This window comes from Flavobacterium aeripolare (genome assembly GCF_013294025.1).
Lineage (GTDB): Bacteria > Bacteroidota > Bacteroidia > Flavobacteriales > Flavobacteriaceae > Flavobacterium.
The window spans coordinates 1-21,943 of sequence record NZ_JABSNL010000010.1; the positions used below are offsets into that span (position 1 = coordinate 1).

Below are 21,943 nucleotides of genomic sequence, written 5' to 3' on the forward strand. Positions count from 1 at the left end.
CCGCCTGCGCAGATGGTACTGCAGTTATGTGGGAGAGTATGTCGTCGCCTTTCTTTATCCTGAATTTATTTTAGGATCTCTAAGAACCCTTATCCAATCGGATAAGGGTTTTTTGTTGTGTAAAATGTCACGTCCAGAAATAGATCAACTTATCCAAACATATCCTATAATTATATTTCATTTATGTGTCGTGTAGTTTTGTAGATTGTTGAAAATTAGAGAAATAGCTTAATTTTATTCTTTGGAAAAGATTATTAATTGTGATCGTTTCCTCTAAATATTCTTATGATTTCACTATTTTCCTTTAATGAGACTGTAGTTAATAAGCTATCTTAAAAAGATGTTATTTAGTGTTATTTAATTATGTATTCGAATATAATTGATTTTAGATTAGATAAAAGCATTTAATTTTATGGTTTGTTATGGCTAAGATCTTTAGTAATTAAGGATCATAACGAAAACCTGTGGATTGGGACATATTAAGCATATATATTAGTTAGCCTAAAAAGGAAGTATCCTATATTTCTAACACCTCTATCCCGATAGCTATCGGGAGTGATCTGAAGGCTTTTATTTTGGCATTGAATGATTCTGCAGAGGCATTAGTACTTCTGTTGTCAAAATAATTTAATATGGTCTGATAATGATTTGTAATTGTACGAGAGATTGTTCCCAAAGATTTGAATCCGGATTGATCTACTTTTTCATGCCATTTGGCTAGTTTTGCAAACCCAATGATTTTGTCAGTTGTTCTGTCAAAGATAGCACGCAAGTCTTGTGTTAAATCGTATGCTTTTAAAATGTCTGGATATAATTTAAACATTAAAGTGGCACGTTGCGTTTGGTTTTGCATCCATCTTGATTTGTTTTTGTATAGAAAATAGTGACTTCTTGCGAGTAATTGCTTAAGTGTATCTCCATTTGAAATTATTTGAGATTCGAAATTTGATTTGCTTTTTTTTGCTTTTTCAATAGCATTATTTTCTTGATCAATAGCTTCCCAACGATATTTAATCCTGATTTCCTGCAAAGCCTCTGTAGCTAGTTTTTGAACATGAAATCGATCTGTAACACGAGTTGCATTAGGAAAGCATTTTTTGGCAATCAAATTCATATTTCCCGCCATGTCTAAAGTTATTTCTTTAACTAGATTTCGTTGTTTAAGAGCAATTTTTTCTATCACTGCAATAACTGTATCGGATTTAGTTCCTGCAATCATAGCTACAATAGTTCCCTTTCTTCCTTTTCCAGATTTGTTAGTTAAAATAGTGTAGAGTTCGCCATTTGAAAGAGACGTTTCATCTATTGATAGATTCATTCCAATGTTTTGCGGAAAAATAAGCCATTCTTCTGAATGTTTTATTTGATCCCAAGCTTTAAAATCACTTAAAAAGTCTTTGTATTGACACTGGAGGTTTTTGCCAGAAACTCCATAGAAAGAAGCAATAGTATTACAATCATTTGGGCTAGAATCTATTGATCTCTTTTAAAAAAGACGCAAACTCCTGTATTACACGAGTTCCGTCTGCTACTAAATTCCTCCCGAAGCTTCGGGATTGAAAACAATTTTACCTGTGTCCTCATTAAGCCATCTTCTACGAGTGATATGAAGATAGACTTTATAACCACGGATAGGGAAATCCTGGACTGTTATTTCAGCAAAGAATCCTCTTGAACTTAATTTGTTTTGATGATATTCTTTTGGTAGTGAATTAATCTCTTTTAGATAAAGATGGAGAGCTTCATTTTCTTTTTTATAAGATGTAAGTTCAAAATAGTTTATTATTATCTCAGGTAGTAATAATTTTAGGATCTCATTAAAAGATTCTTGCATTGGGATAAGATTTTAAAATACAAATATCCTTATTTAAATATTTCCCCACAACTTTTTGTCTTGATCCGTAATTAATCTATTTAAATAATGTACATTATGCGGCTTCCCTTTTTTAATAGGAGATTAATTTTAATTATTTGATTGCAATTGAATATTTTGGTCATTATATTCCATTTCACACGTAATTTATTGTTATGTATATGGTCGGAATTTTGCAAAATATATCTTTTTGTTTGCAAATATTTTAATATGAATTAAACCCTAAATTAATGTTAAATCAAATTAGGTACGCTTTATTAAAATGATTGGTTTAAATCATTTTGTTTATTATTCCTTATTTTTGTGTTCAAAAAATAAATTTTAAGATGAGAAAAATTTTAATGTTGCTTACTGCGGGTTTTATTTCAAATTTGTATGCTCAAGAGCGACCGAAACTTGTGGTAGGAATTGTTGTTGATCAAATGAAAATGGAATATTTATATCGTTTTTCAGATGACTTTTCTAATGATGGTTTTAAGCGCTTGATGAATAATGGATATACCTTTCAGAATATGCATTATAATTACATGCCAACTTACACTGCGCCAGGTCACGCTTCAATTTACACAGGTACAACACCTGCTTCTCATGGAATAGTTAGTAACGAATGGTTTAGTAGAAAGCTAGGTAAAGATATGTATTGTACTGATGATGCTGACGTGAGTACTGTAGGTAATGGAACAAAGGAAGAAGGTGAAATGTCTCCTAAAAATTTATTGACTACTACTATAACAGATGAATTAAGACTTGGCACAAATTTTCAAGGTAAAGTAATAGGTTTGAGTCTTAAAGACCGTGGAGCTATTTTGCCTGCTGGACACTTTGCCAACTGGGCATTTTGGTATAGTAAAACGGGTTCTTTTATTTCTAGTAGTTTCTATGGTAATAAATTACCTGATTGGGTTCAAAAATTTAATGATGAGAAGCATTATATGCCTTATATCAATAAAGGGTGGGACCTTTTGAAACCAAAAGCTACATACAATGAAAGTCTAGACGATAATAATCCATATGAGGGTAAATTATATGATAGTGCAGTACCGGTTTTTCCATACAATCTTAAAGAGATGTATGCTAAAAATGATGCTGGTGTACTACGATCAACACCTTTTGGAAATGATTTATTAGCTGAGTTTGCTAAAAAAGCTTTAGAAAAAGAAGAGCTTGGTAAAGATAATATTACTGATTTTTTAACTGTTAGTTTTTCTTCTACGGACTATGTTGGTCATTTACTAGGACCAAGATCAATGGAATTACAAGACACCTATTTGAGATTAGATCAAACTATTGCTGACTTTTTGCAATATTTAGATAAAACTGTTGGTAAAGATAATTATTTATTGTTTCTAACTGCTGACCACGCTGGTGCCGAAAATGTAAGTTTCTTGAAGGATCATAAGTACAACGTTAACAGCATTAGCCCAAAGGATATTCGTGCTAATTTAAAAGATTTCTCAATGAGAACTTTTGGTGCTGATTTAGTTCTTAATTATGGAAGTTTCAATTTGTTTTTTAATAAAGAGATCATAAACGCCAAAAAACTAGACCTAACTACTGTTAAAAATTCTTTTAAAGATTATTTAATGAAGCAAGATTACGTAAAGAGAGTGTATACAGAGGAAGAAATTTTAAATGCTACAGGAAATGATTATTATTTAAATTTCATTGCTAAAGGATACGATGTTACTCAAAATGGTGATTTGATTATATTAGATAAGCCAGGCTACATTGAATATCAAGGTACTGGTACCTCTCACGGTACTACTTATACTTATGACACACATGTTCCTGCTATTTTTTACGGGTGGCATATCAAGAAAGGAGAATCTTTCAATAAAAAGGTAATTACTCAGATAGCTCCAACAATAGCTCAAAAAATTAAAGTTGCTTTTCCTAACGGAACTGAAGCAAACGTTCTTGAAGAAGTTTTAAATGAGTAATCATTATAATTTTTTGTAGAAAAAAGGTGTATTTATAAAATACACCTTTTTTTTTAACTTCTTTTATACTGTTGTAGCTGGTAATGAAATTTGATTTTTTAGTAAATCTTCAAATGTTTCATGAGCACGAATTAAGTGACCTTGACCATTCATCCATAGTACTTCTGCTGGTTTGTATCTTGAATTATAGTTGGAGGCCATTGAGTAACAATAAGCACCTGCATTTCTAAAACTTAAAATGTCGCCTTCCTTAATTTCTGGTATTCTTCTGTTATTTGCAAAAGTATCTGTCTCACATATATATCCTACTACCGAATAAAAGCGCTCCTTTCCTTTAGGATTTGAAATGTTTTCGATATGGTGTTGTGATCCGTATAACATCGGTCGTATAAGGTGGTTAAATCCACTATCAATTCCTGCAAAAACTGTAGAAGTAGTTTGTTTGATTACATTTACTTTTACTAGGAATTGTCCCGCTTCACTAACTAAAAATTTCCCTGGTTCAAATATTAAGGTTAGGTCTTTACCGTATTCGATACAGAAAGCGTTGAATCTCTTAGATAATTTTTTTCCTAACTCTTCAATATCTGTTTCAATATCGTCTTTTTTATAAGGAACTTTAAAACCACTACCAAAATCCAGAAACTCTAGATTCTTGAAGTTTCTAGCTGCATCAAATAATATTTCGGCAGCATATAAGAATACTTCGATATCTAAAATGTCTGAACCAGTGTGCATGTGAATACCTACAATGTTCATTTTTGTATTTTCAACAATACGAACAAGATGTGGTAATTGGTGAATTGAGATTCCAAATTTACTATCAATATGTCCCACAGAAATGTTAGTGTTTCCACCTGCCATAACGTGTGGATTGATACGTATACATACGGGAACATTAGGATGTTTAGCACCAAATTGCTCTAGGATTGATAAATTATCAATATTAATTTGAACTCCCATCGCGTTTACCTCTTCAATCTCTTCAAGAGAAACTCCGTTAGGGGTATAGAATATTTTTTCTGGATCGTATCCTGCGTGAAGTCCTAATTGTACTTCTTGTATCGATACTGTATCTAGTCCAGATCCCATTTCTTTAAGTAGTTGTAGTATAGCAACGTTAGACAATGCTTTCATTGCATAGTTGATGCGCAAATTAGGTACCTTAGAGAAAGCTTTAGTTAATCTATTGTACTGTGATTTTATTTTTTCGGCATCATATACATATAGAGGACTGCCAAATTGTTCTGCTAGTTGAAGTAAGTCTTTTGATTGCATCGTTATTATTTTTAAGCAAATTTATTACTCTTTATCTGTTTCCACAAGCGATTATATGATTTCTCACAAAATGTAACAAAAAGTTGTAATTATAACAAAACAACCATTTTATTGTTAATTTGTCTTCAACCAAGTTATAGTTGTAGATAGCTGATAGATACTATAGTTTATTCGAAGGTAACGAGGACTTGTTGCACTACGATACTTATCAGGAAGTATTTTAATCTATAACGATAGTACATTCTTAGGTACTAAAAAATAAAATGGCTGCCTAAATATTTAATTTGGCAGCCATTTTTAACTTATTTATTTTGGTTACAGATTTGGTAGATCACCAGTACCTTTTGTAGGTAAATTTGTTGATCCCATCAAGAATAAATCTACTTCTCGGGCTGCTTCACGACCTTCAGAAATTGCCCAAACAATCAATGATTGTCCGCGACGCATGTCACCAGCTGTGAAGATATTCGGCTTGCTTGTTTGATAATTTGTTGCTTTGTAGTTGCTTCTCATATCTGTTTCAAGGCCTAATTGCTCACTCAATGTTTGCTCTGGTCCAGTAAATCCTAAGGCAAGTAATGCAAGATCACATGGCCAAGTCTTTTCAGACCCTTCTTTTTCTATTAGTTCAGGTCGTTGTCCGGGAGTTATTTTCCAGGCTACTTCAACTGTTTTTAGTCCTACTAATTCTCCTTGATCATTAGCTATGAATTCCTTAGTGTTTATTAACCAATTTCTTTCGCAGCCTTCCTCATGAGATGAAGATGTTTTAAGTTGTAATGGCCAATATGGCCATGGCGTAGTTTCGCTTCTTCCCACTGGAGGTTTTGGCATGATTTCAAAATTTGTAACTGATTTTGCACCTTGTCTGTTTGATGTACCTACGCAGTCAGATCCTGTATCTCCACCGCCTATTACAATTACATCTTTGCCAGTTGCTTTAATTTGGTTAGCAATTTTCTCACCGTAAAGTACTTTAGTTTGTTGTGTCAAGAAGTCCATGGCTTGCACCACACCTTTTGTTTCAATTCCTTTAGTTGGTAAGCTTCTTCTCTCCGTTGCTCCTCCGCATAAAACGATAGAATCAAATTCATTTAATTGATCTACACTATAATTTACACCAACATTCACATTGGTTTTAAAAGTGATTCCTTCTAATTCTAAGACCTTTACACGGCGATCAATGATTCCTTTCTCTAGTTTGAAATTCGGAATTCCGTAACGCAACAAGCCACCAATGGCGTTGTCTCTTTCAAAAACGGTTACCGTATGTCCAGCACGATTTAATTGTTGGGCTGCTGCCAATCCTGCAGGTCCAGAACCTATTACTGCTACAGTTTTTCCTGTTCTTATTTCTGGAGTTTGTGGCTTAATCCATCCTTCTGCAAAACCGCGTTCGATAATATTTTTTTCAATATTTTCAATCGCCACTGGTTCTTCGATAATTCCTAACACACATGATTTTTCGCATGGAGCAGGGCATAAGCGGCCGGTGAACTCAGGGAAATTATTTGTCGATTGTAATATCTCTAAGGCACTTTGCCATTCTTCTTGATGAACCATATCATTAAAATCAGGAATAAGATTTCCTAATGGACATGAGCTGTGGCAAAAAGGAATGCCGCAATCCATGCATCGTGAACCTTGCTCTTTAATTTTATCTTTAGGTAATTGAATAGTGAATTCGTTGTAATTAATTACACGGTCTGCTACTGCTATATTACTTTCGTCTGTTCTATCGTATTCTTTAAATCCTCCTATCTTTCCCATAACTATGCTGTTGCTATTAGTTCTTCAATTTTCTGTTCCTTTGCTAATCGTTGTAACGCAATTTTATAGTCACGTGGCATCACTTTAACGAAGTGTTTTTGTTGGCTTTCCCAATCCTCTAATAATCTCTTAGCAAGTGGACTGTTAGTATACATCGAATGGTTTTTAATTAAACGTCTCAGTTTTATTAAATCATCTTCTTCTAATGTTTCTAATGCAACCATTTCCATATTACAAAGTCCGTTTTCAAATTGCTTGTGTTCATCATAAACATAAGCGACACCACCGCTCATACCAGCAGCAAAGTTTCGTCCTGTTCTTCCCAAGATAGCAACTGTTCCTCCAGTCATGTACTCACAACCGTGATCTCCAATTCCTTCTACAACCGCAGTAGCCCCTGAATTCCTAACACAAAAGCGTTCTCCCGCCATACCATTAATATAGGCCTCTCCGGTAATTGCACCGTAAAGCGCGACATTACCTATGATGATATTTTCTTCAGGTTTAAAAGTAGCTGTAGGTGGTACTTTAATAATTAATTTTCCTCCAGACAATCCTTTTCCAAGGTAATCATTACAATTTCCATGGATTTTAAAGGACAAACCATTGGTTGCAAATGCTCCAAAACTTTGACCTGCAGATCCTGTAAAATCGACTAGTATAGTGTCTTCAGGTAAGCCTTGTGCTCCGTAAATTTTTGATATTTCATTACTTAAAATAGCTCCTACTGAACGGTCTGTGTTTTTTATGTCAAATGTTACTCTAGTTTTTTCTTTTCGATAAATAGAAGGAATAGCCGCTTTTATTATTTCGAAATCTAATACATTATCTAATGCGTGATCCTGTGTCGTTGTATTGTGATTAGGTACTGTTTTAGCTTTTTCTGGCTTGTATAAAATAGTTGACAAATCTAATCCACTTGCTTTATAATGCTTAATTGCTTTATTCACATTCAGTTTTTGAGATTGCCCTACCATTTCCTTTAAGGTTCTAAAACCTAGTTCAGCCATGATCCCTCTTAACTCTTCAGCAATAAAATACATGAAATTAATGATGTGCTCTGGTGTTCCTTTGAAATTTTTTCTTAATTCTGGATCTTGTGTTGCAATACCCACTGGACAGGTATTCAAGTGGCAAGCTCTCATCATGATACAACCTGATGCAACTAATGGTGCTGTTGCAAAACCAAATTCTTCTGCACCAAGTAATGCTGCAATGGCGACGTCACGACCTGTTTTAAGCTGCCCGTCACATTCTAATACTACACGACTTCTTAAATCATTTAATATCAATGTTTGTTGTGCTTCGGCTAGACCAAGTTCCCATGGAATACCAGTATGTTGTAATGATGTTAGTGGTGCAGCACCTGTTCCTCCATCGTAACCTGATATTAAGATTACATCTGCTTTTGCTTTAGCAACTCCGGCAGCAATTGTTCCTACACCAACTTCAGAAACTAATTTTACGTTAACACGCGCTTCTCTGTTGGCATTTTTTAAATCGAATATTAATTGAGATAAATCTTCGATCGAATAAATATCATGGTGTGGTGGTGGCGATATCAACCCTACGTAAGGTGTAGAGTTTCTAGTCTCAGCAATCCAAGGGACTACTTTTTCACCGGGTAATTGTCCACCTTCACCTGGTTTAGCTCCTTGAGCCATTTTAATTTGTATTTCTTTAGCGCTAGTTAAATAATTAATCGAAACTCCAAAACGACCAGAAGCTACTTGCTTAATAGCACTGTTCTTTGAATCTCCGTTTACTTCTTTTTGAAAACGTTTTGGATTTTCTCCACCTTCACCAGAATTACTTTTTCCGCCAATTCTGTTCATTGCAATTGCTAAATTCTCGTGTGCTTCTTGACTAATTGATCCATAAGACATGGCACCAGTCTTGAATTTTTTCACAATTTCGGTCCATGGCTCTACTTCATCAATAGAAATTGGATCTAAATTATTGAACTCAAACATGCCTCGAATGGTCATTAAGTTAGCACTTTGCTGATTAACCATATCAGAATATTCCTTGTAACTCTCTGGACTATTTAAACGAACAGCCTGTTGCAATTTTGCGATAGTCGTGGGATTAAACATGTGTTTTTCACCATTTCTTCTCCATCTATATATTCCTCCAATTTCTAGTGGCAATAGACCAGCAATTTTAGAATTAGGAAATGCTTTCTGATATCTCAGTTTAATTTCTTTTTCGATTTCCATCAAACCAATTCCTTCAATTCTTGACGGTGTATATGGAAAGTACTTAGATGAAAAAGTTTTATTCAAGCCTAATATTTCAAAAATCTGTGCAGCTCTGTACGAATGTAGCGTAGAGATACCAATTTTATTCATGATTTTCAGAATCCCTTTTGCGATAGCTTTATTATAATTTGTAATAGCATAATCAGCATCAACACCTGTAATGAAACCTTTACTTACTTGCTCGCGAATAATTTCGTTAACCATATAAGGGTTAATAGCACTGGCACCGTAGCCAAATAATAAGGCAAAATGGTGCGGTTCACGGGGCTCAGCAGATTCAATTATGATTCCGAATTTAGATCTTACCTGCAATTTGTTCAAAGAGTGGTGGATGTATGAACAGGCTAATAACATAGGGATGGGAGCAAGTTCTTCACTTACACCTCTATCTGATAATATGATAATATTGTATCCTTCATTTACTGCCTTGTAGGTTGCTTGTACACATTTTTCTAAGGCACGCTCTAAGCCATTAACTCCTTTTTCTATTTTATACAAAGTAGAAATTGAAGCCGACTTAAAATCAGGATGGTCAATATTTTTTATTTTATCTAAATCCTCTTTTGAAATAACAGGATTTTGAATTTTTAATTTTTTACACTGTTTCGATTCAATGTCAAAGATGTTGTAGTCACCACCAATGGCTAAACTAATATCAGTGATTATTTCCTCACGAATTCCATCTAAAGGTGGGTTTGTAACTTGGGCAAATAATTGCTTGAAATAGTTGTATAACAGCTGTGGTTTTTCTGAAAGAATTGCTAATGGCGTATCGTTACCCATAGAGCTAATCACTTCGGCACCCTTAGTTCCCATTGGGTTTATTGTAGTATTTACATCTTCAAGTGTATAACCAAATAAACGCAATCTTGTTTCATAGTCTAATTTCTCTGTTGGATTTTCATTGTTTGTATACGGTACTTTTGCAAGTGGTAATAAATTTTCATTTAGCCATTGACGGTAAGGACGTTTTGTAACAATCGCATTTTTAATTTCGTCATCTTCAATGATACGACCTTCGTTCATATCTACAAGGAACATTTTCCCTGGTTCTAGACGACCATGCTGAATAACATCTTCAGGTTTTATATCAAGTACTCCAATTTCTGAAGACATGATTACAAAGCCACTTTTAGTTAAAGTATATCGAGAAGGACGCAGTCCATTTCTATCTAATAACGCACCAATTACATTTCCATCTGTAAAAGGAATAGAAGCAGGGCCATCCCATGGTTCCATAATACATGCGTTGTATTCATAGAAAGCTTTCTTTTCATCAGACATTGTTTGATGTTTTTCCCATGCCTCAGGAACGACCATCATCATTGCTTCTGGAAGTGTACGACCAGTCATCAATAGTAATTCGATAACCATATCCATAGAAGCAGAATCTGACTTACCTTCTAATATAATAGGGAACATCTTTTTTATGTCTTCGCCAAAAATAGGACTTTGCATCAATTCCTCTCGAGCACGCATTCTACTTACGTTTCCACGAAGGGTATTAATTTCTCCATTATGACACATGTATCTAAATGGTTGTGCCAGCTCCCAAGAAGGGAAGGTATTTGTAGAGAATCTTTGATGTACTAATGCTAAACGAGTAACCAAATCAGTATCTGATAAATCGGTGTAATATCTACTAATATCTTCGGGCATTAAAAGACCTTTATATATTATTGTAGTTATAGATAGACTAGAAAAATAAAACATATGACTTTGAGAAATTTTAGAATCTCTAATAATATGTTCGCCTATTTTTCGAGCAGCAAATAATTTTGCGTTAAATTCCTGTTCTGTTAAATCTAAATCGTTTTTACCTACAAATACTTGAACCACTGTTGGTTCTTTTTCAGCAGCAATTTCCCCTAAGTTAGTAACATCGACAGGTACATTTCTCCAACCAATAACTTTTAAATTTTGATCGCTTACTGCTTTTTCGAATGTTTTTTTACAAAAATCTACTTGGTTTGTTTTTTTTGGCAAGAATAGCATCCCCACTGCATATTCTCTAGTTTCTGGAATTTCAAAATCACAAACTTTCTTAAAAAAATTATGCGGAATATCAAAAAGTATTCCTGCTCCATCTCCTGTTCTACCATCTGCACTTACCGCTCCACGATGCTCTAATTTAATTAAGATATCGAGGGCTTTGTGAATAATATCGTTAGATTTTATTCCGTTTAAGTTACAAATAAATCCTGCGCCACAGTTGTCATGTTCAAATTCTGGCAAATAAAGGCCTTGTTCTTTAACTTTCATGCTCTATATTTTTTTTTATACAAAAATACAGGATTCGATAAAAATAATGTATTGATTGATAGTTAAAGCTGATATTTTTATAGTTATAATAGAATAAAGGCTAATTATTGATAATTGTATTGTGAGACTATATCTCAATTAATAAATCAATAATCTAGTACCATTGAAATCACTGAATAATAAATTAAATTGGCATTTAACGCTATTTTAAGAGTAAAATTCAATCGTTGTAGTGTTTTTTATGAGGTAATAATAATAGTCTTCATCTAAATTAAAATGGCAGTTGAGATTCATTATTTAAAGTTTTCGAAAGACAAAAAATAAATTCTTCAATAAGAAATTTTAAATAAACAAAAACATTTCACAGTTTAGTTGAATTTTGCTATTTTTGTGCCACTTATATTCTGAAATAAATTCAGGATTCAGACAAATTCTATATTATGAACATACACGAATATCAAGGAAAAGAGATTTTAGCTAGCTACGGAGTTCGCATTCAACGTGGAATCGTTGCTAATACTGCAGATGAAGCGGTGGAAGCTGCAAAACAATTAACTACTGAAACGGGAACGAGTTGGTTTGTTGTAAAAGCGCAAGTTCACGCAGGTGGACGTGGTAAAGGTGGTGGAGTTAAACTTGCTAAAAACTTAGATCAAGTTAAAGAAATTGCAGGACAAATTATCGGAATGCAATTAGTTACTCCTCAAACTTCTGCTGAAGGTAAAAAAGTAAACAAAGTTTTAATCGCTGAAGATGTTTACTATCCTGGTGAATCTGAAACTAATGAGTTTTATGTTTCTGTACTTTTAAATAGAGCTACAGGTCGTAATATGATTATGTATTCTACTGAAGGTGGAATGGATATTGAAGAAGTTGCTGAGCACACGCCACATTTAATTTTTACTGAAGAAGTTGATCCTTCTGTAGGTTTACAAGGTTTTCAAGCAAGAAGAATTGCTTTTAACTTAGGACTTTCTGGAAACGCTCATAAAGAAATGGTTAAATTCATTGGTGCTTTATACAATGCATACATTGGATCTGATGCTTCTATGTTTGAAATCAATCCAGTTTTAAAAACTTCTGATGATAAAATATTGGCTGTTGATGCTAAAGTAAATATCGATGATAATGCTTTATACAGACAACCAAAATATAACGACATGCGTGATATTCTTGAAGAAAATCCAATTGAAGTTGAAGCTAAAGAAGTAGGATTAAACTATGTGGATCTTGATGGTTCTGTAGGATGTATGGTTAACGGAGCTGGTTTAGCAATGGCAACTATGGATTTAATTAAGTATGCTGGTTTTGAGCCTGCAAACTTCCTTGACGTAGGTGGAACTGCTGATGCAAAACGTGTTGAAACAGCTTTCCGTATTATCTTAAAAGATCCTAACGTTAAAGCTATTTTAATTAACATTTTTGGAGGTATCGTTCGTTGTGACCGTGTAGCTCAAGGTGTTGTTGATGCATACAAAAATATGGGTGATGCAATTAAAGTACCAATCATTGTTCGTTTACAAGGTACAAATGCAGCTATCGCAAAAGAATTAATTGACAATTCTGGAATGCCAATCTTATCTGCTGTTGAATTTCAAGAAGCAGCTGACCAAGTACAAGCGGCACTTTCTTAATTAGAAAAAAATAGATGTACAAAAAAACCTGTTAGTTTGACTAACAGGTTTTTTTATGTTTTAAGCTCACTTATAATTAAGGCTTGAATTCCTTTTGTTTATGAATTGACTATTTGGGCTATATCAGCTGAACTGTATACGTTAAAGCCAGTTGTGTTTTGTAAAGCAATAACTTCTAATGCCTTCGCTACCGTAGTACTTTCAATAGGTTTGTAATTCTTCAGATTTCCAATTAATAAAAATGAGAAAGCTTTCATTACAAAACCACCAATTTTTTCTCCAAAGCGAAACTCATCTCTGTTTCCTAAAAGTATAGAAGGGCGCAATACTGCGACGCTATTAAATCCTGACTGCTTTAAAAATTCTTCTATGCTTCCCTTAGTTTTCAAGTAAAAATTACTCGAATCCTTATCAGCACCCATCGAAGAAATAATCAAAAATTGATTCACTCCGTTTTTTAATGCAATGGTAGCAAATCTTTGAGGGTAGTCAAAATCTACTTTTTTAAAAGCTTCTTTACTGCCCGCTTTTTTAATTGTTGTACCTATTGTACAAAAGAAATCATCTCCTTTAACTAATGATTCGTACGATTCTATAGTATTGAAATCGATAATCTCCTCAATTAATTTGGGATGGCTAATAGCCGTTTTTCTTTTATTAAAAGCAATTACCTTGCTGTACTCTTTGTTATTCAGTAAATTTTGTAACAATGCAGAACCTATTAAACCGGTACTTCCTATTATTAAGGCAGTTTTCATGATTTAACCTTTTTTGTTTTTCCCAAAGTTGAATTTTACCTTTTCTACAACTTGCGTTTTATTGTTACCTTTAGGGAATTGCTTCTTAAATGGTTTTTTAGCTGCGCTAGTTTTAGAAGGAGCTTCATCAGCTCTCGACTGCTCTTCGTCTCTAGGTTTTGCTTTAAACTCTACTCTCTCCTTAGAAGTACTTTTAGCAGGAATTTGTGCTTTATGTTTTGCTAAAACATCATTTGGGTTTTTAGGATTTTCTTTTGTCCCACGTAAGTGTATTACAAGCGCGTTAAGAAAATTGCGAAGAACTTGATCTCCACACTCCATATAATTTTCGTGTTTTTCATCACGGAAAAATGCTCCCAATTCAGATTTAGTGATTCTAAAATCAACTAATTCTAGGATTTCAATTATTTGGTCGTCGCGAAGCATTAATGCCACACGTAATTTCTTAAAGATATCGTTATTTGTCAAGATGTTATGTTTTTTTTACAAAGGTACGTTTTATATTAATTTCAGTTCAAATAAAATTTCAGTAATTACAATAAGGAAACCCCTGTGCCATTACCACTTGAATAGCTCAGCTTTCCGTACTCTAATGTTACACCAGTTGCGATATCTTCTTTTAACAGTAGAGCGCCATCCATATCTACATAGTCTAGCAAAGGTAATAAATGTGCAATCGCCGAAATCCCAACATTTGACTCCGTCATGCATCCTACCATAGTTTTAAGACCCAGTTTTTTTGCGTTTACTAACATTCTTCTCGCAGGTGTTAGTCCGCCACATTTCATTAGTTTGACATTAACCCCGTGAAAGTGGTTGTGACATTTAACGATATCGGTTTCTGTAATGCAGCTTTCATCTGCGATAATAGGTAGAACAGCATTATTAAAAACTTCTTTGTGCCCTTTCCAGTTTGTTGCTTTAAGCGGTTGCTCTATAAATTCTACACCTAGCTCTTTTAGAACGATAGCGTTGTCAATCGTTTCTTGAACTCCCCATCCACAATTTGCGTCTACTCTAAATATTGCGTTACTGTGCTTTCTTAATTCTGTTATGATGGCAATATCCTCTTTTGTTCCTAATTTAATTTTGTAGATAGGCCAAGGCATTTCTTGCATTTTTTGAACCATTTTTTCTATAGAAGCTATTCCTATCGTATAATTAGTTAACGGATTATTTGATATATCGTAGTTCCAATACTCATATAGTTTTTGACCGCGTTGACGTGCACAAAGATCTGTAAAAGCCATGTCTAATGCACAAAGTGAGAATAAATCATGTTTTAAATGAGGGAGCATTTCATCCCAGAATTCCTCAGGCTTTGTTGCAGCTGATTGTTCAATTATAGGAGTTAGTTTTTGCAGTGTCAGTTGCATTTTTTCTACGGTGATTTCGTAATAGGGATTGGCAGTCGCAGCGCCATATCCTGTGAGGCCGTTTATAGTGAGAGATACAATCAAAGTAGGTTGCACATCAATCGACACTCGTGATATAGTAAATGTATGTTGTAATTTAAGATCGTATTTTTTTAAAGTCAGCTGCATGAGAATAGGTGTTGGAATAAAAGTTGTGTGCCTACAATAAATATAGTGAAATACTTAATAACCTAGCCACAATAAAGCAGTAACAAAATTATCTCGCCACAATTTTTCATTATGCTTACCGTGTTTAATAATTTCTTTTTTCAAATTTTTGTCATTAAATCCTTTCTGTGAAATCAGTATGGATTCTAATTTTTTGCTATCGGTTGTCATGCTGTCATCTTCCTCGTCTCCTGATAATAAATATATTTTACTGGATATTTTATTCGAAAGTGACACTGCTTCAAATATTTTATTCGAAAACCATAGCGAAGGAGAGAATACAGCCAGTTTCCCAAATACATCAGGGTATTTTAAACCGCTATACAAGGTCACTAATCCTCCCAGTGAACTACCCATCATTAAGGTATTCTTGCGATTAGATTTGGTTCTATAACGACTGTCAATTTCTGGCTTTAAAGTTTCAACGATAAAGTCAACATAATTACTTGCGTTGCCACCGCCATATTTTTCATTTTTAAAAGGTGTAAGTTCCGTTATTCTATTCTCATTACCGTGTTCGATTCCTATTACAATGATTTCAGCCTTTAAACTATCTAATTTTTCATCGACATTCCATTCTCCTGCATAAGCAGTTTTATCATCGAATAAATTTTGAGCATCGTGCATGTAAAGTACTGGAAACCTTTTGTGAGTCTTCTCATAATTATAGGGAAGGTAAGCCCATATTTTCTTATTCAAGTGCAACTGTGGTGAGGCGAGAGTAAAACTAGGCAATCGATTTAAAGCTGTTATATTTTGCGCTTGATTGCTAGCACTGATAAAAAAAACTATAAAAAACAGCCAAAATTGTTTAATCATCATTTCTTCTTGGGTTTTAGTATTAAAAAGGATATTTTAGCTAAAAAAAAATATAATGGAAACTTACGAAGAAAAAAAGAATCTGCTTTTAGATATGATTGCATTTTCTACTGAAGATGGTGTATTGCCAAAAAAAGACTATGATTTCCTGTTTGTTATTGCTAACGCATTAGATTTAGAAAAAGGTGATTTTAATAATCTATTTCTGTTGGATTTACCTGTGATAAACGCAAAAACGGGATTTAGACGTATGCAGCAGTTTTACCGTTTGGCTTTTTTAATGCACCAAGGGAAAGTTTTGAATACGAATGAATCGAATACTATTCACCAAATTTCGATTAGTATGGGAATCAACCCAGACGCGACTAAAAAGGTGTTACGTAAAATGGAAAAAATGCCTAACACTGTAATTTCTCCCGAAGCCTTATTGAAAATATATAAAGAGTTTCACGATTAGTTCATTTGCTTTTGTAGATTTTTTATTTCGTCACGCAGTTTTGCTGCCTGCATAAAGTCCAAATCTTTTGCTGCTTTTTCCATAGATTTACGTTTCTCTCTGATTAATTTATCAATTTCAGGTTTTGATAAATATAAATTCTCTGGTTCAGCAGCCGCAGATAGGCTGTGTCCCAATTCCTGCTCAATTAACGGACTCTTGATAAAAGCACTTTCTATCTTCTTATTCAGTGCTTGTGGCGTGATATTGTTTTTAGTATTGTAATTGATTTGCTTGGTTCTTCTATAATCAGTTTCATCAATAGTTTTTTGCATGCTTGCTGTTATTTTATCAGCATACATGATCGCTTTACCATTTAAGTTTCTTGCAGCACGACCAATTGTTTGCGTTAAAGAACGGTGACTTCTCAAGAAACCTTCTTTGTCAGCGTCTAGAATTGCCACAAGAGAAACTTCTGGTAAATCAAGACCTTCACGAAGTAAGTTGACACCAATAAGAACATCAAACAACCCTTTACGCAAGTCTTGCATAATTTCAATACGCTCTAGTGTGTCTATGTCAGAGTGTATGTAGCGACAACGTATATTAACTTTAGTCAAATACTTAGCTAATTCTTCTGCCATTCTCTTTGTTAAGGTAGTAACAAGAACACGCTCATCTAGCTCGCATCGTACATGAATCTCTTCGATTAAATCGTCTATTTGATTCAAGCTAGGACGAATTTCGATTATAGGATCTAATAATCCTGTAGGACGAATGACTTGTTCTACCACCACACCCTCAGTTTTTTGTAATTCATAATCAGCTGGAGTAGCGGATACATAAATTACTTGATTTTGCATAGCTTCAAATTCGTCAAATTTTAAAGGACGATTGTCCATTGCCGCAGGTAGTCTAAAACCGTATTCTACTAAGTTTTCCTTGCGGCTACGGTCACCACCATACATCGCATGAACTTGAGATAGTGTAACGTGACTTTCATCGACAACCATCAAGAAGTCTTTGGGGAAATAATCTAAAAGACAGAATGGTCTTGTTCCAGGAAGTCTACCATCTAGATAACGAGAGTAGTTTTCGATACCAGAACAATAGCCCAACTCCCGTATCATCTCTAAATCAAAATTGGTTCTCTCTTCTAGTCTTTTTGCCTCAAGATGTTTTCCTATTTCTTTAAAATAATCCACTTGCTTTACAAGATCTTGCTGTATATCCCAAATTGCACCTTGTAAGACATCTGGAGAAGTCACAAACATATTTGCTGGATAGATGGTCAATTTCTCAAATTTCTCTATAACCGAAGCGTCTTTGACGTCAAATGACTCTATCTCTTCAATTTCGTCACCAAAGAAGTGAATTCGAAAAGCATCATCAGCATAACTAGGGTACACCTCTACAATGTCGCCTTTAATCCTGAAATTCCCAGGATTGAAATCAGCTTCGGTTCTTGAATACAAACTTTGCACTAATTGATGCAGCAATTTAGTTCTAGAAATTACTTGGTCTTTCTCAATTTCGATTACATTCTTTTGGAATTCGACAGGGTTACCTATACCATACAAACAAGACACCGAAGCCACAACAAGAATGTCACGACGACCTGAAAGAAGGGAAGAAGTAGTACTTAAACGCATCTTTTCTAACTCTTCATTGATAGATAAATCCTTTTCTATAAAAACACCCGTTACAGGCATGAAAGCTTCGGGTTGATAGTAGTCGTAGTACGATACAAAATATTCTACAGCATTGTTAGGAAAAAACTGTTTAAACTCAGAGTATAATTGTGCTGCCAATGTTTTATTATGAGCAAGAACTAAAGTAGGTCTTTGCACTTCTTGAATTACATTTGCAACGGTAAATGTTTTACCTGATCCTGTAACCCCTAGTAAAGTTTGAAATTTTTCACCATCAACAATACCTTGACTTAATTTGTCAATTGCTAGTGGTTGATCTCCTTTAGGTTGATAATCTGATACTACTTGAAAATTCATAATTTGATTGACAGACATTAATAGAGTACAAAGTTACGAAGTTTAAAATCAATCTTATCTTAACTAAAATCTAAAAAAAAACCACCATGATAGCATGGTGGTTTAGATAATATAAAAACGTTTTATTATAGACTCAAACTCAATCTAGCAAAAACAAATCTTCCGTTTTGTCCAAATTGTGATGTGTTTCTTGAATAAGTAAATTGATTTCCGTTTGACAAATCAATTGAATTATTTGATCCTGTAGTAGGAGAGTAGATTATGTTTCCACTAGCATCAATTCCAGATGCTCTTTGAGCAATTGTTTGTGGTCCTAAATTTCTAGTAGGGTAAATATCAAAGATGTTATTAGCACCTATTACGATTTTAGTCGTGTTCGAGATTTTGTATCCTACAGATAAATCTGTTACAATTCTAGCATCCCATGTTGGGTGTTCGTTTTCAACCACTTGGTTATTTACTACAATAGCATTGATTCTACCATCTCCATTTGCATCTACGATATTAGGATCTGTTACTTGACCAAAATATACATTTCTTAAGAAGAAATCGAATTTTTTAACCGTCAAAGTATTGGTTAGGTTAGCTTTTGCTCTTGGAACAGCTTCTTCAAGATATATTCTACTTGTTTCAGAGAAGTATCTGTTTGTTTGTCCGTTATCCTTTAGAATTTGAGACCCTTTAATGTCTCCAACTTTATTTGTTTTAGAAACCGTTCCAGATAAATCTGTTTTTAACGTTAAACCATTACCTATGTTTGCTTTGTGGCTTATTACAACATCGATACCTTTTGATTGTGTGTCAATTGCATTTGCAAAAAATGTCGCAGCAGTTGCGTTTGCTCCATCAAAAAGATTTTGCAAATCTCTTTGTGTAGTTCCAGTTGGATAAAAATAATTTGGAGCAACACCACCATCAGCTTTTTCTAATTTAGGTCTAGAGAATTGGTCAGTAAGCACCACTCTGTTTTTGATTTTCACGATATAAGCATCGGCAGTAATAGTCAATTTTGCTTCTGGAATTTTAGCAGTAAAACCAAAACTAGCACTTTGCGAATCTTCTTGTTTCAATTGCGGAATTCCTAATAATTTTGCAGCAGGAGAATCATTGCTGAATGTTCCTACTTCAAATGGGACACCACCTACGAATTGTGTCGCAGTAGAGTTGTAGTAAATTTGGTGTAACGATGGCGCTCTAAATCCTGTAGAAACTGCACCACGTAAATTTACATTGTCTGTAAGTTTGTAACGGGTAGCAATTTTATAGTTTGTAGTTCCTCCAAAATCAGAATAGTTTTCATAACGCAATGCCCCGTTTAACAACCATTTTTCTGTTACGTCATATTCAAGATCTGCGTAAACTGCACCACTTGTACGACCTTTGTCAACTGCATTTGCAGGTTTGAATCCTGGGAAAACTTGTGCTCCTCCAGCTCTTTGTCCATTGTAAGCAGTGGTTGCTGATCCATAAATAGCCCCAGCATAACCGCCTAATACACCGTCATAAAAATCAGTAGCTTTGATGTTATTTACAGTTGTAGCAGTCACAATACCACCGTTTATATCATATTGATTATACGAATCTTCTTCTCCTTCTTTAATTTGAAAGTTTTCATGTCTAACTTCAGCTCCAAAGGCAACATTTAATTTGTTGATCTTTTTCGAAAGGTCCAAATTTGTTGTGTTTTGAGAGAAAGCCAATCCTCCTGCATCAAATTTAGTTGGTGAATTTTCTCTTAAAGAAGAGTTTAATGTGTTTTCAATATTATAGTCAAAACCATTTCTACCAAAAGCATTACTTAAGTCAAATTTCCAATCTTTAAAAATTGTACCTCTAATTCCTGCAGCAGCAGAGATGTCATTAATTGTAGAGTGAATTTCAGGTAAAAAACCATTAGGGTATAAAGCAGTGTACGTTCTAGATTGATTTGGTTTTCTATAGAAACCAGCTGCTTCTCCAGTTCTATTGCTTGTTCCTCCAAAGGCGTAAAGTTCTAGATTATCGTTGATAGGATACGCTGCGTTTACAAAAAATTGAGCACTTTGTAAAGACGACTGTCCAACATTCATGTTGAAATTATTTCTTTGTAAATTTCTATATTTTAACTCTCCGGCTGTAGCATCAAAGTTCAATGCTGTTTGCATGTCAGCTATTGTTGCTGCACCAAGAATTGAAGCTTGTTGTCCTGCAGTAAAATAATCAACATCTAAAGCTGATGTTTTAATAGTAGATAATATTTGAGCCGAATTAGGAGTGTTGTTAATGTTTCCCCATAGCGCATTTATATTTGTGCCATTTTCAGTAGCTCTTTGTTCGATAGCATTGAATGCGCTAAATAAGTTTCCTGTGGCATCGTTTGCTCTACTTGTTTGTCCTCTTAATTGAAAACTTCCGGTAACGTTGATAAAACTTTTTTCTTTACCAAGTCCTGTACCATAATTAACATCTAGTTGAGCATTGTTACCATCGTTTCCTCCTCTGTGGTCATTAGCTCCTTGAGATAATTGTGTCCCTCCTAGAATGTTGATGTCAAGTTTATTTGTTGCTTTTTTTACGTTTACGTTAATAACACCAGCAATAGCATCAGATCCATATTGTGCAGATGCACCATCTCGCAATACTTCAATTCTTTCTATTGCAAAAGCAGGAATAGCATTTAAATCCGTTCCTACTGATCCTCTACCTGGAGAACCGTTAATATTCACAAGTGAAGAAGTGTGTCTTCTTTTTCCGTTAACTAATACCAGTACTTGATCTGGTCCTAAACCCCTTAATTGTGCTGGATCAATATGGTCTGTTCCATCGGCTACAGTAGTTGTATTTGATGTAAAAGAAGGAGCTACCATATTCAAGATTTGGTTCAAGTTGGCTTGTGGGCCTTGAGAAGCAATGTCTTTCATGCTAATAACATCAATAGGCACCGCAGATTCTGTTACTGTTCTAGCAGCACTACGTGAGCCAAGAACGACAACATCTTGCAACGTTTCTCCACTACCTGCTAATGATATATTAATGGTTGTTGAGCTGACCTTGATAGTCTTAGTCTCAAGCCCTACATACGAGAATTGCAGTAAGTCTCCCATTTTTGCCGAGATGGTATATTTACCATCTACATCTGTAGAAGTTCCCTTAGTGGTCCCTTGTACTAATACTGACGTTCCTGGTAAGGGACCGTTTGTGTCGTCACGCACAACACCAGATACTTTAACTTCCTGCGCGCTAATAATACCGCTGAAAATTAAAGCCATTAAGAGTAAAATTTTTTTCATGAGTTTTGTTTTTGGTTTCATTTCAAAAATACAACAATCTTAAACTTATGT

The 21,943-nt window shown here is 34.4% G+C and carries 14 protein-coding genes; 3 read left to right on the forward strand and 11 right to left on the reverse strand.

Annotation, left to right across the window (positions count from 1 at the left end; genetic code table 11):
* Nucleotides 1–517: 517 nt before the first annotated feature.
* Both HNQ00_RS11985 and HNQ00_RS11990 read right to left on the reverse strand, forming a co-directional pair.
* Nucleotides 518–1,477 carry an ISAon1 family transposase gene (locus HNQ00_RS11985; RefSeq protein WP_463671354.1) on the reverse strand — a complete coding sequence of 320 codons (960 nt, stop codon included), beginning with the start codon at nucleotides 1,475–1,477 and terminating at the stop codon, nucleotides 518–520.
* A gap of 54 nt (nucleotides 1,478–1,531) precedes the next feature.
* Nucleotides 1,532–1,834 (reverse strand): ISAon1 family transposase N-terminal region protein, encoded by a 303-nt coding sequence (locus tag HNQ00_RS11990; protein WP_254598515.1) that lies wholly within the window; start codon nucleotides 1,832–1,834, stop codon nucleotides 1,532–1,534.
* Nucleotides 1,835–2,199: 365 nt separating this feature from the next.
* On the opposite strand from HNQ00_RS11990, the gene pafA reads away from it, so the two are divergent.
* On the forward strand, nucleotides 2,200–3,813 hold the full coding sequence (gene pafA, locus HNQ00_RS11995; RefSeq protein WP_173838744.1) for an alkaline phosphatase PafA: 1,614 nt from the start codon (nucleotides 2,200–2,202) through the stop codon (nucleotides 3,811–3,813).
* Nucleotides 3,814–3,876: 63 nt separating this feature from the next.
* Here pafA and lysA read toward each other — a convergent pair whose 3' ends face one another.
* The 3 genes from lysA to gltB form a co-directional block, all read right to left on the reverse strand.
* On the reverse strand, nucleotides 3,877–5,091 hold the full coding sequence (gene lysA / locus HNQ00_RS12000) for a diaminopimelate decarboxylase (protein WP_173838745.1): 1,215 nt from the start codon (nucleotides 5,089–5,091) through the stop codon (nucleotides 3,877–3,879).
* Between the two features lie 315 nt (nucleotides 5,092–5,406).
* Nucleotides 5,407–6,861 (reverse strand): glutamate synthase subunit beta, encoded by a 1,455-nt coding sequence (locus HNQ00_RS12005; RefSeq protein WP_173838746.1) that lies wholly within the window; start codon nucleotides 6,859–6,861, stop codon nucleotides 5,407–5,409.
* 2 nt (nucleotides 6,862–6,863) lie between these two features.
* Nucleotides 6,864–11,384: a glutamate synthase large subunit gene (gene gltB / locus HNQ00_RS12010; protein ID WP_173838747.1), complete on the reverse strand. Its 4,521-nt coding sequence runs from the start codon at nucleotides 11,382–11,384 to the stop codon at nucleotides 6,864–6,866.
* A 440-nt stretch (nucleotides 11,385–11,824) separates the two neighbouring features.
* On the opposite strand from gltB, the gene sucC reads away from it, so the two are divergent.
* A complete protein-coding gene (sucC, locus tag HNQ00_RS12015) occupies nucleotides 11,825–13,018 on the forward strand; it encodes an ADP-forming succinate--CoA ligase subunit beta (protein WP_173838748.1) in 1,194 nt (397 codons plus the stop codon).
* A 98-nt stretch (nucleotides 13,019–13,116) separates the two neighbouring features.
* On the opposite strand, the gene HNQ00_RS12020 is transcribed toward sucC, so the two are convergent.
* From HNQ00_RS12020 to HNQ00_RS12035, 4 genes are all read right to left on the reverse strand, one after another.
* Entirely contained in the window at nucleotides 13,117–13,776 is a 660-nt protein-coding gene (locus HNQ00_RS12020; protein WP_173838749.1) for an NAD(P)H-binding protein, read from the reverse strand.
* 3 nt (nucleotides 13,777–13,779) lie between these two features.
* Nucleotides 13,780–14,244, reverse strand: a complete 465-nt coding sequence (locus HNQ00_RS12025; RefSeq protein ID WP_173838750.1) for a DUF1456 family protein — start codon at nucleotides 14,242–14,244, stop codon at nucleotides 13,780–13,782.
* A 65-nt stretch (nucleotides 14,245–14,309) separates the two neighbouring features.
* A complete protein-coding gene (locus HNQ00_RS12030) occupies nucleotides 14,310–15,320 on the reverse strand; it encodes a dipeptide epimerase (RefSeq protein ID WP_173838751.1) in 1,011 nt (336 codons plus the stop codon).
* Nucleotides 15,321–15,374: 54 nt separating this feature from the next.
* On the reverse strand, nucleotides 15,375–16,181 hold the full coding sequence (locus tag HNQ00_RS12035; RefSeq protein WP_371739202.1) for an alpha/beta hydrolase: 807 nt from the start codon (nucleotides 16,179–16,181) through the stop codon (nucleotides 15,375–15,377).
* Between the two features lie 52 nt (nucleotides 16,182–16,233).
* Between HNQ00_RS12035 and HNQ00_RS12040 the strand changes: the two genes are divergently transcribed.
* Nucleotides 16,234–16,635: an excinuclease ABC subunit B gene (locus HNQ00_RS12040; protein ID WP_173838752.1), complete on the forward strand. Its 402-nt coding sequence runs from the start codon at nucleotides 16,234–16,236 to the stop codon at nucleotides 16,633–16,635.
* Here the strand turns inward: HNQ00_RS12040 and uvrB are convergent.
* A complete protein-coding gene (uvrB, locus tag HNQ00_RS12045; RefSeq protein ID WP_173838753.1) occupies nucleotides 16,632–18,623 on the reverse strand; it encodes an excinuclease ABC subunit UvrB in 1,992 nt (663 codons plus the stop codon). The two genes, HNQ00_RS12040 and uvrB, sit on opposite strands and share 4 nt — an antisense overlap.
* Nucleotides 18,624–18,748: 125 nt before the next feature.
* Nucleotides 18,749–21,892: a TonB-dependent receptor gene (locus tag HNQ00_RS12050; RefSeq protein WP_173838754.1), complete on the reverse strand. Its 3,144-nt coding sequence runs from the start codon at nucleotides 21,890–21,892 to the stop codon at nucleotides 18,749–18,751.
* Nucleotides 21,893–21,943: the final 51 nt, after the last annotated feature.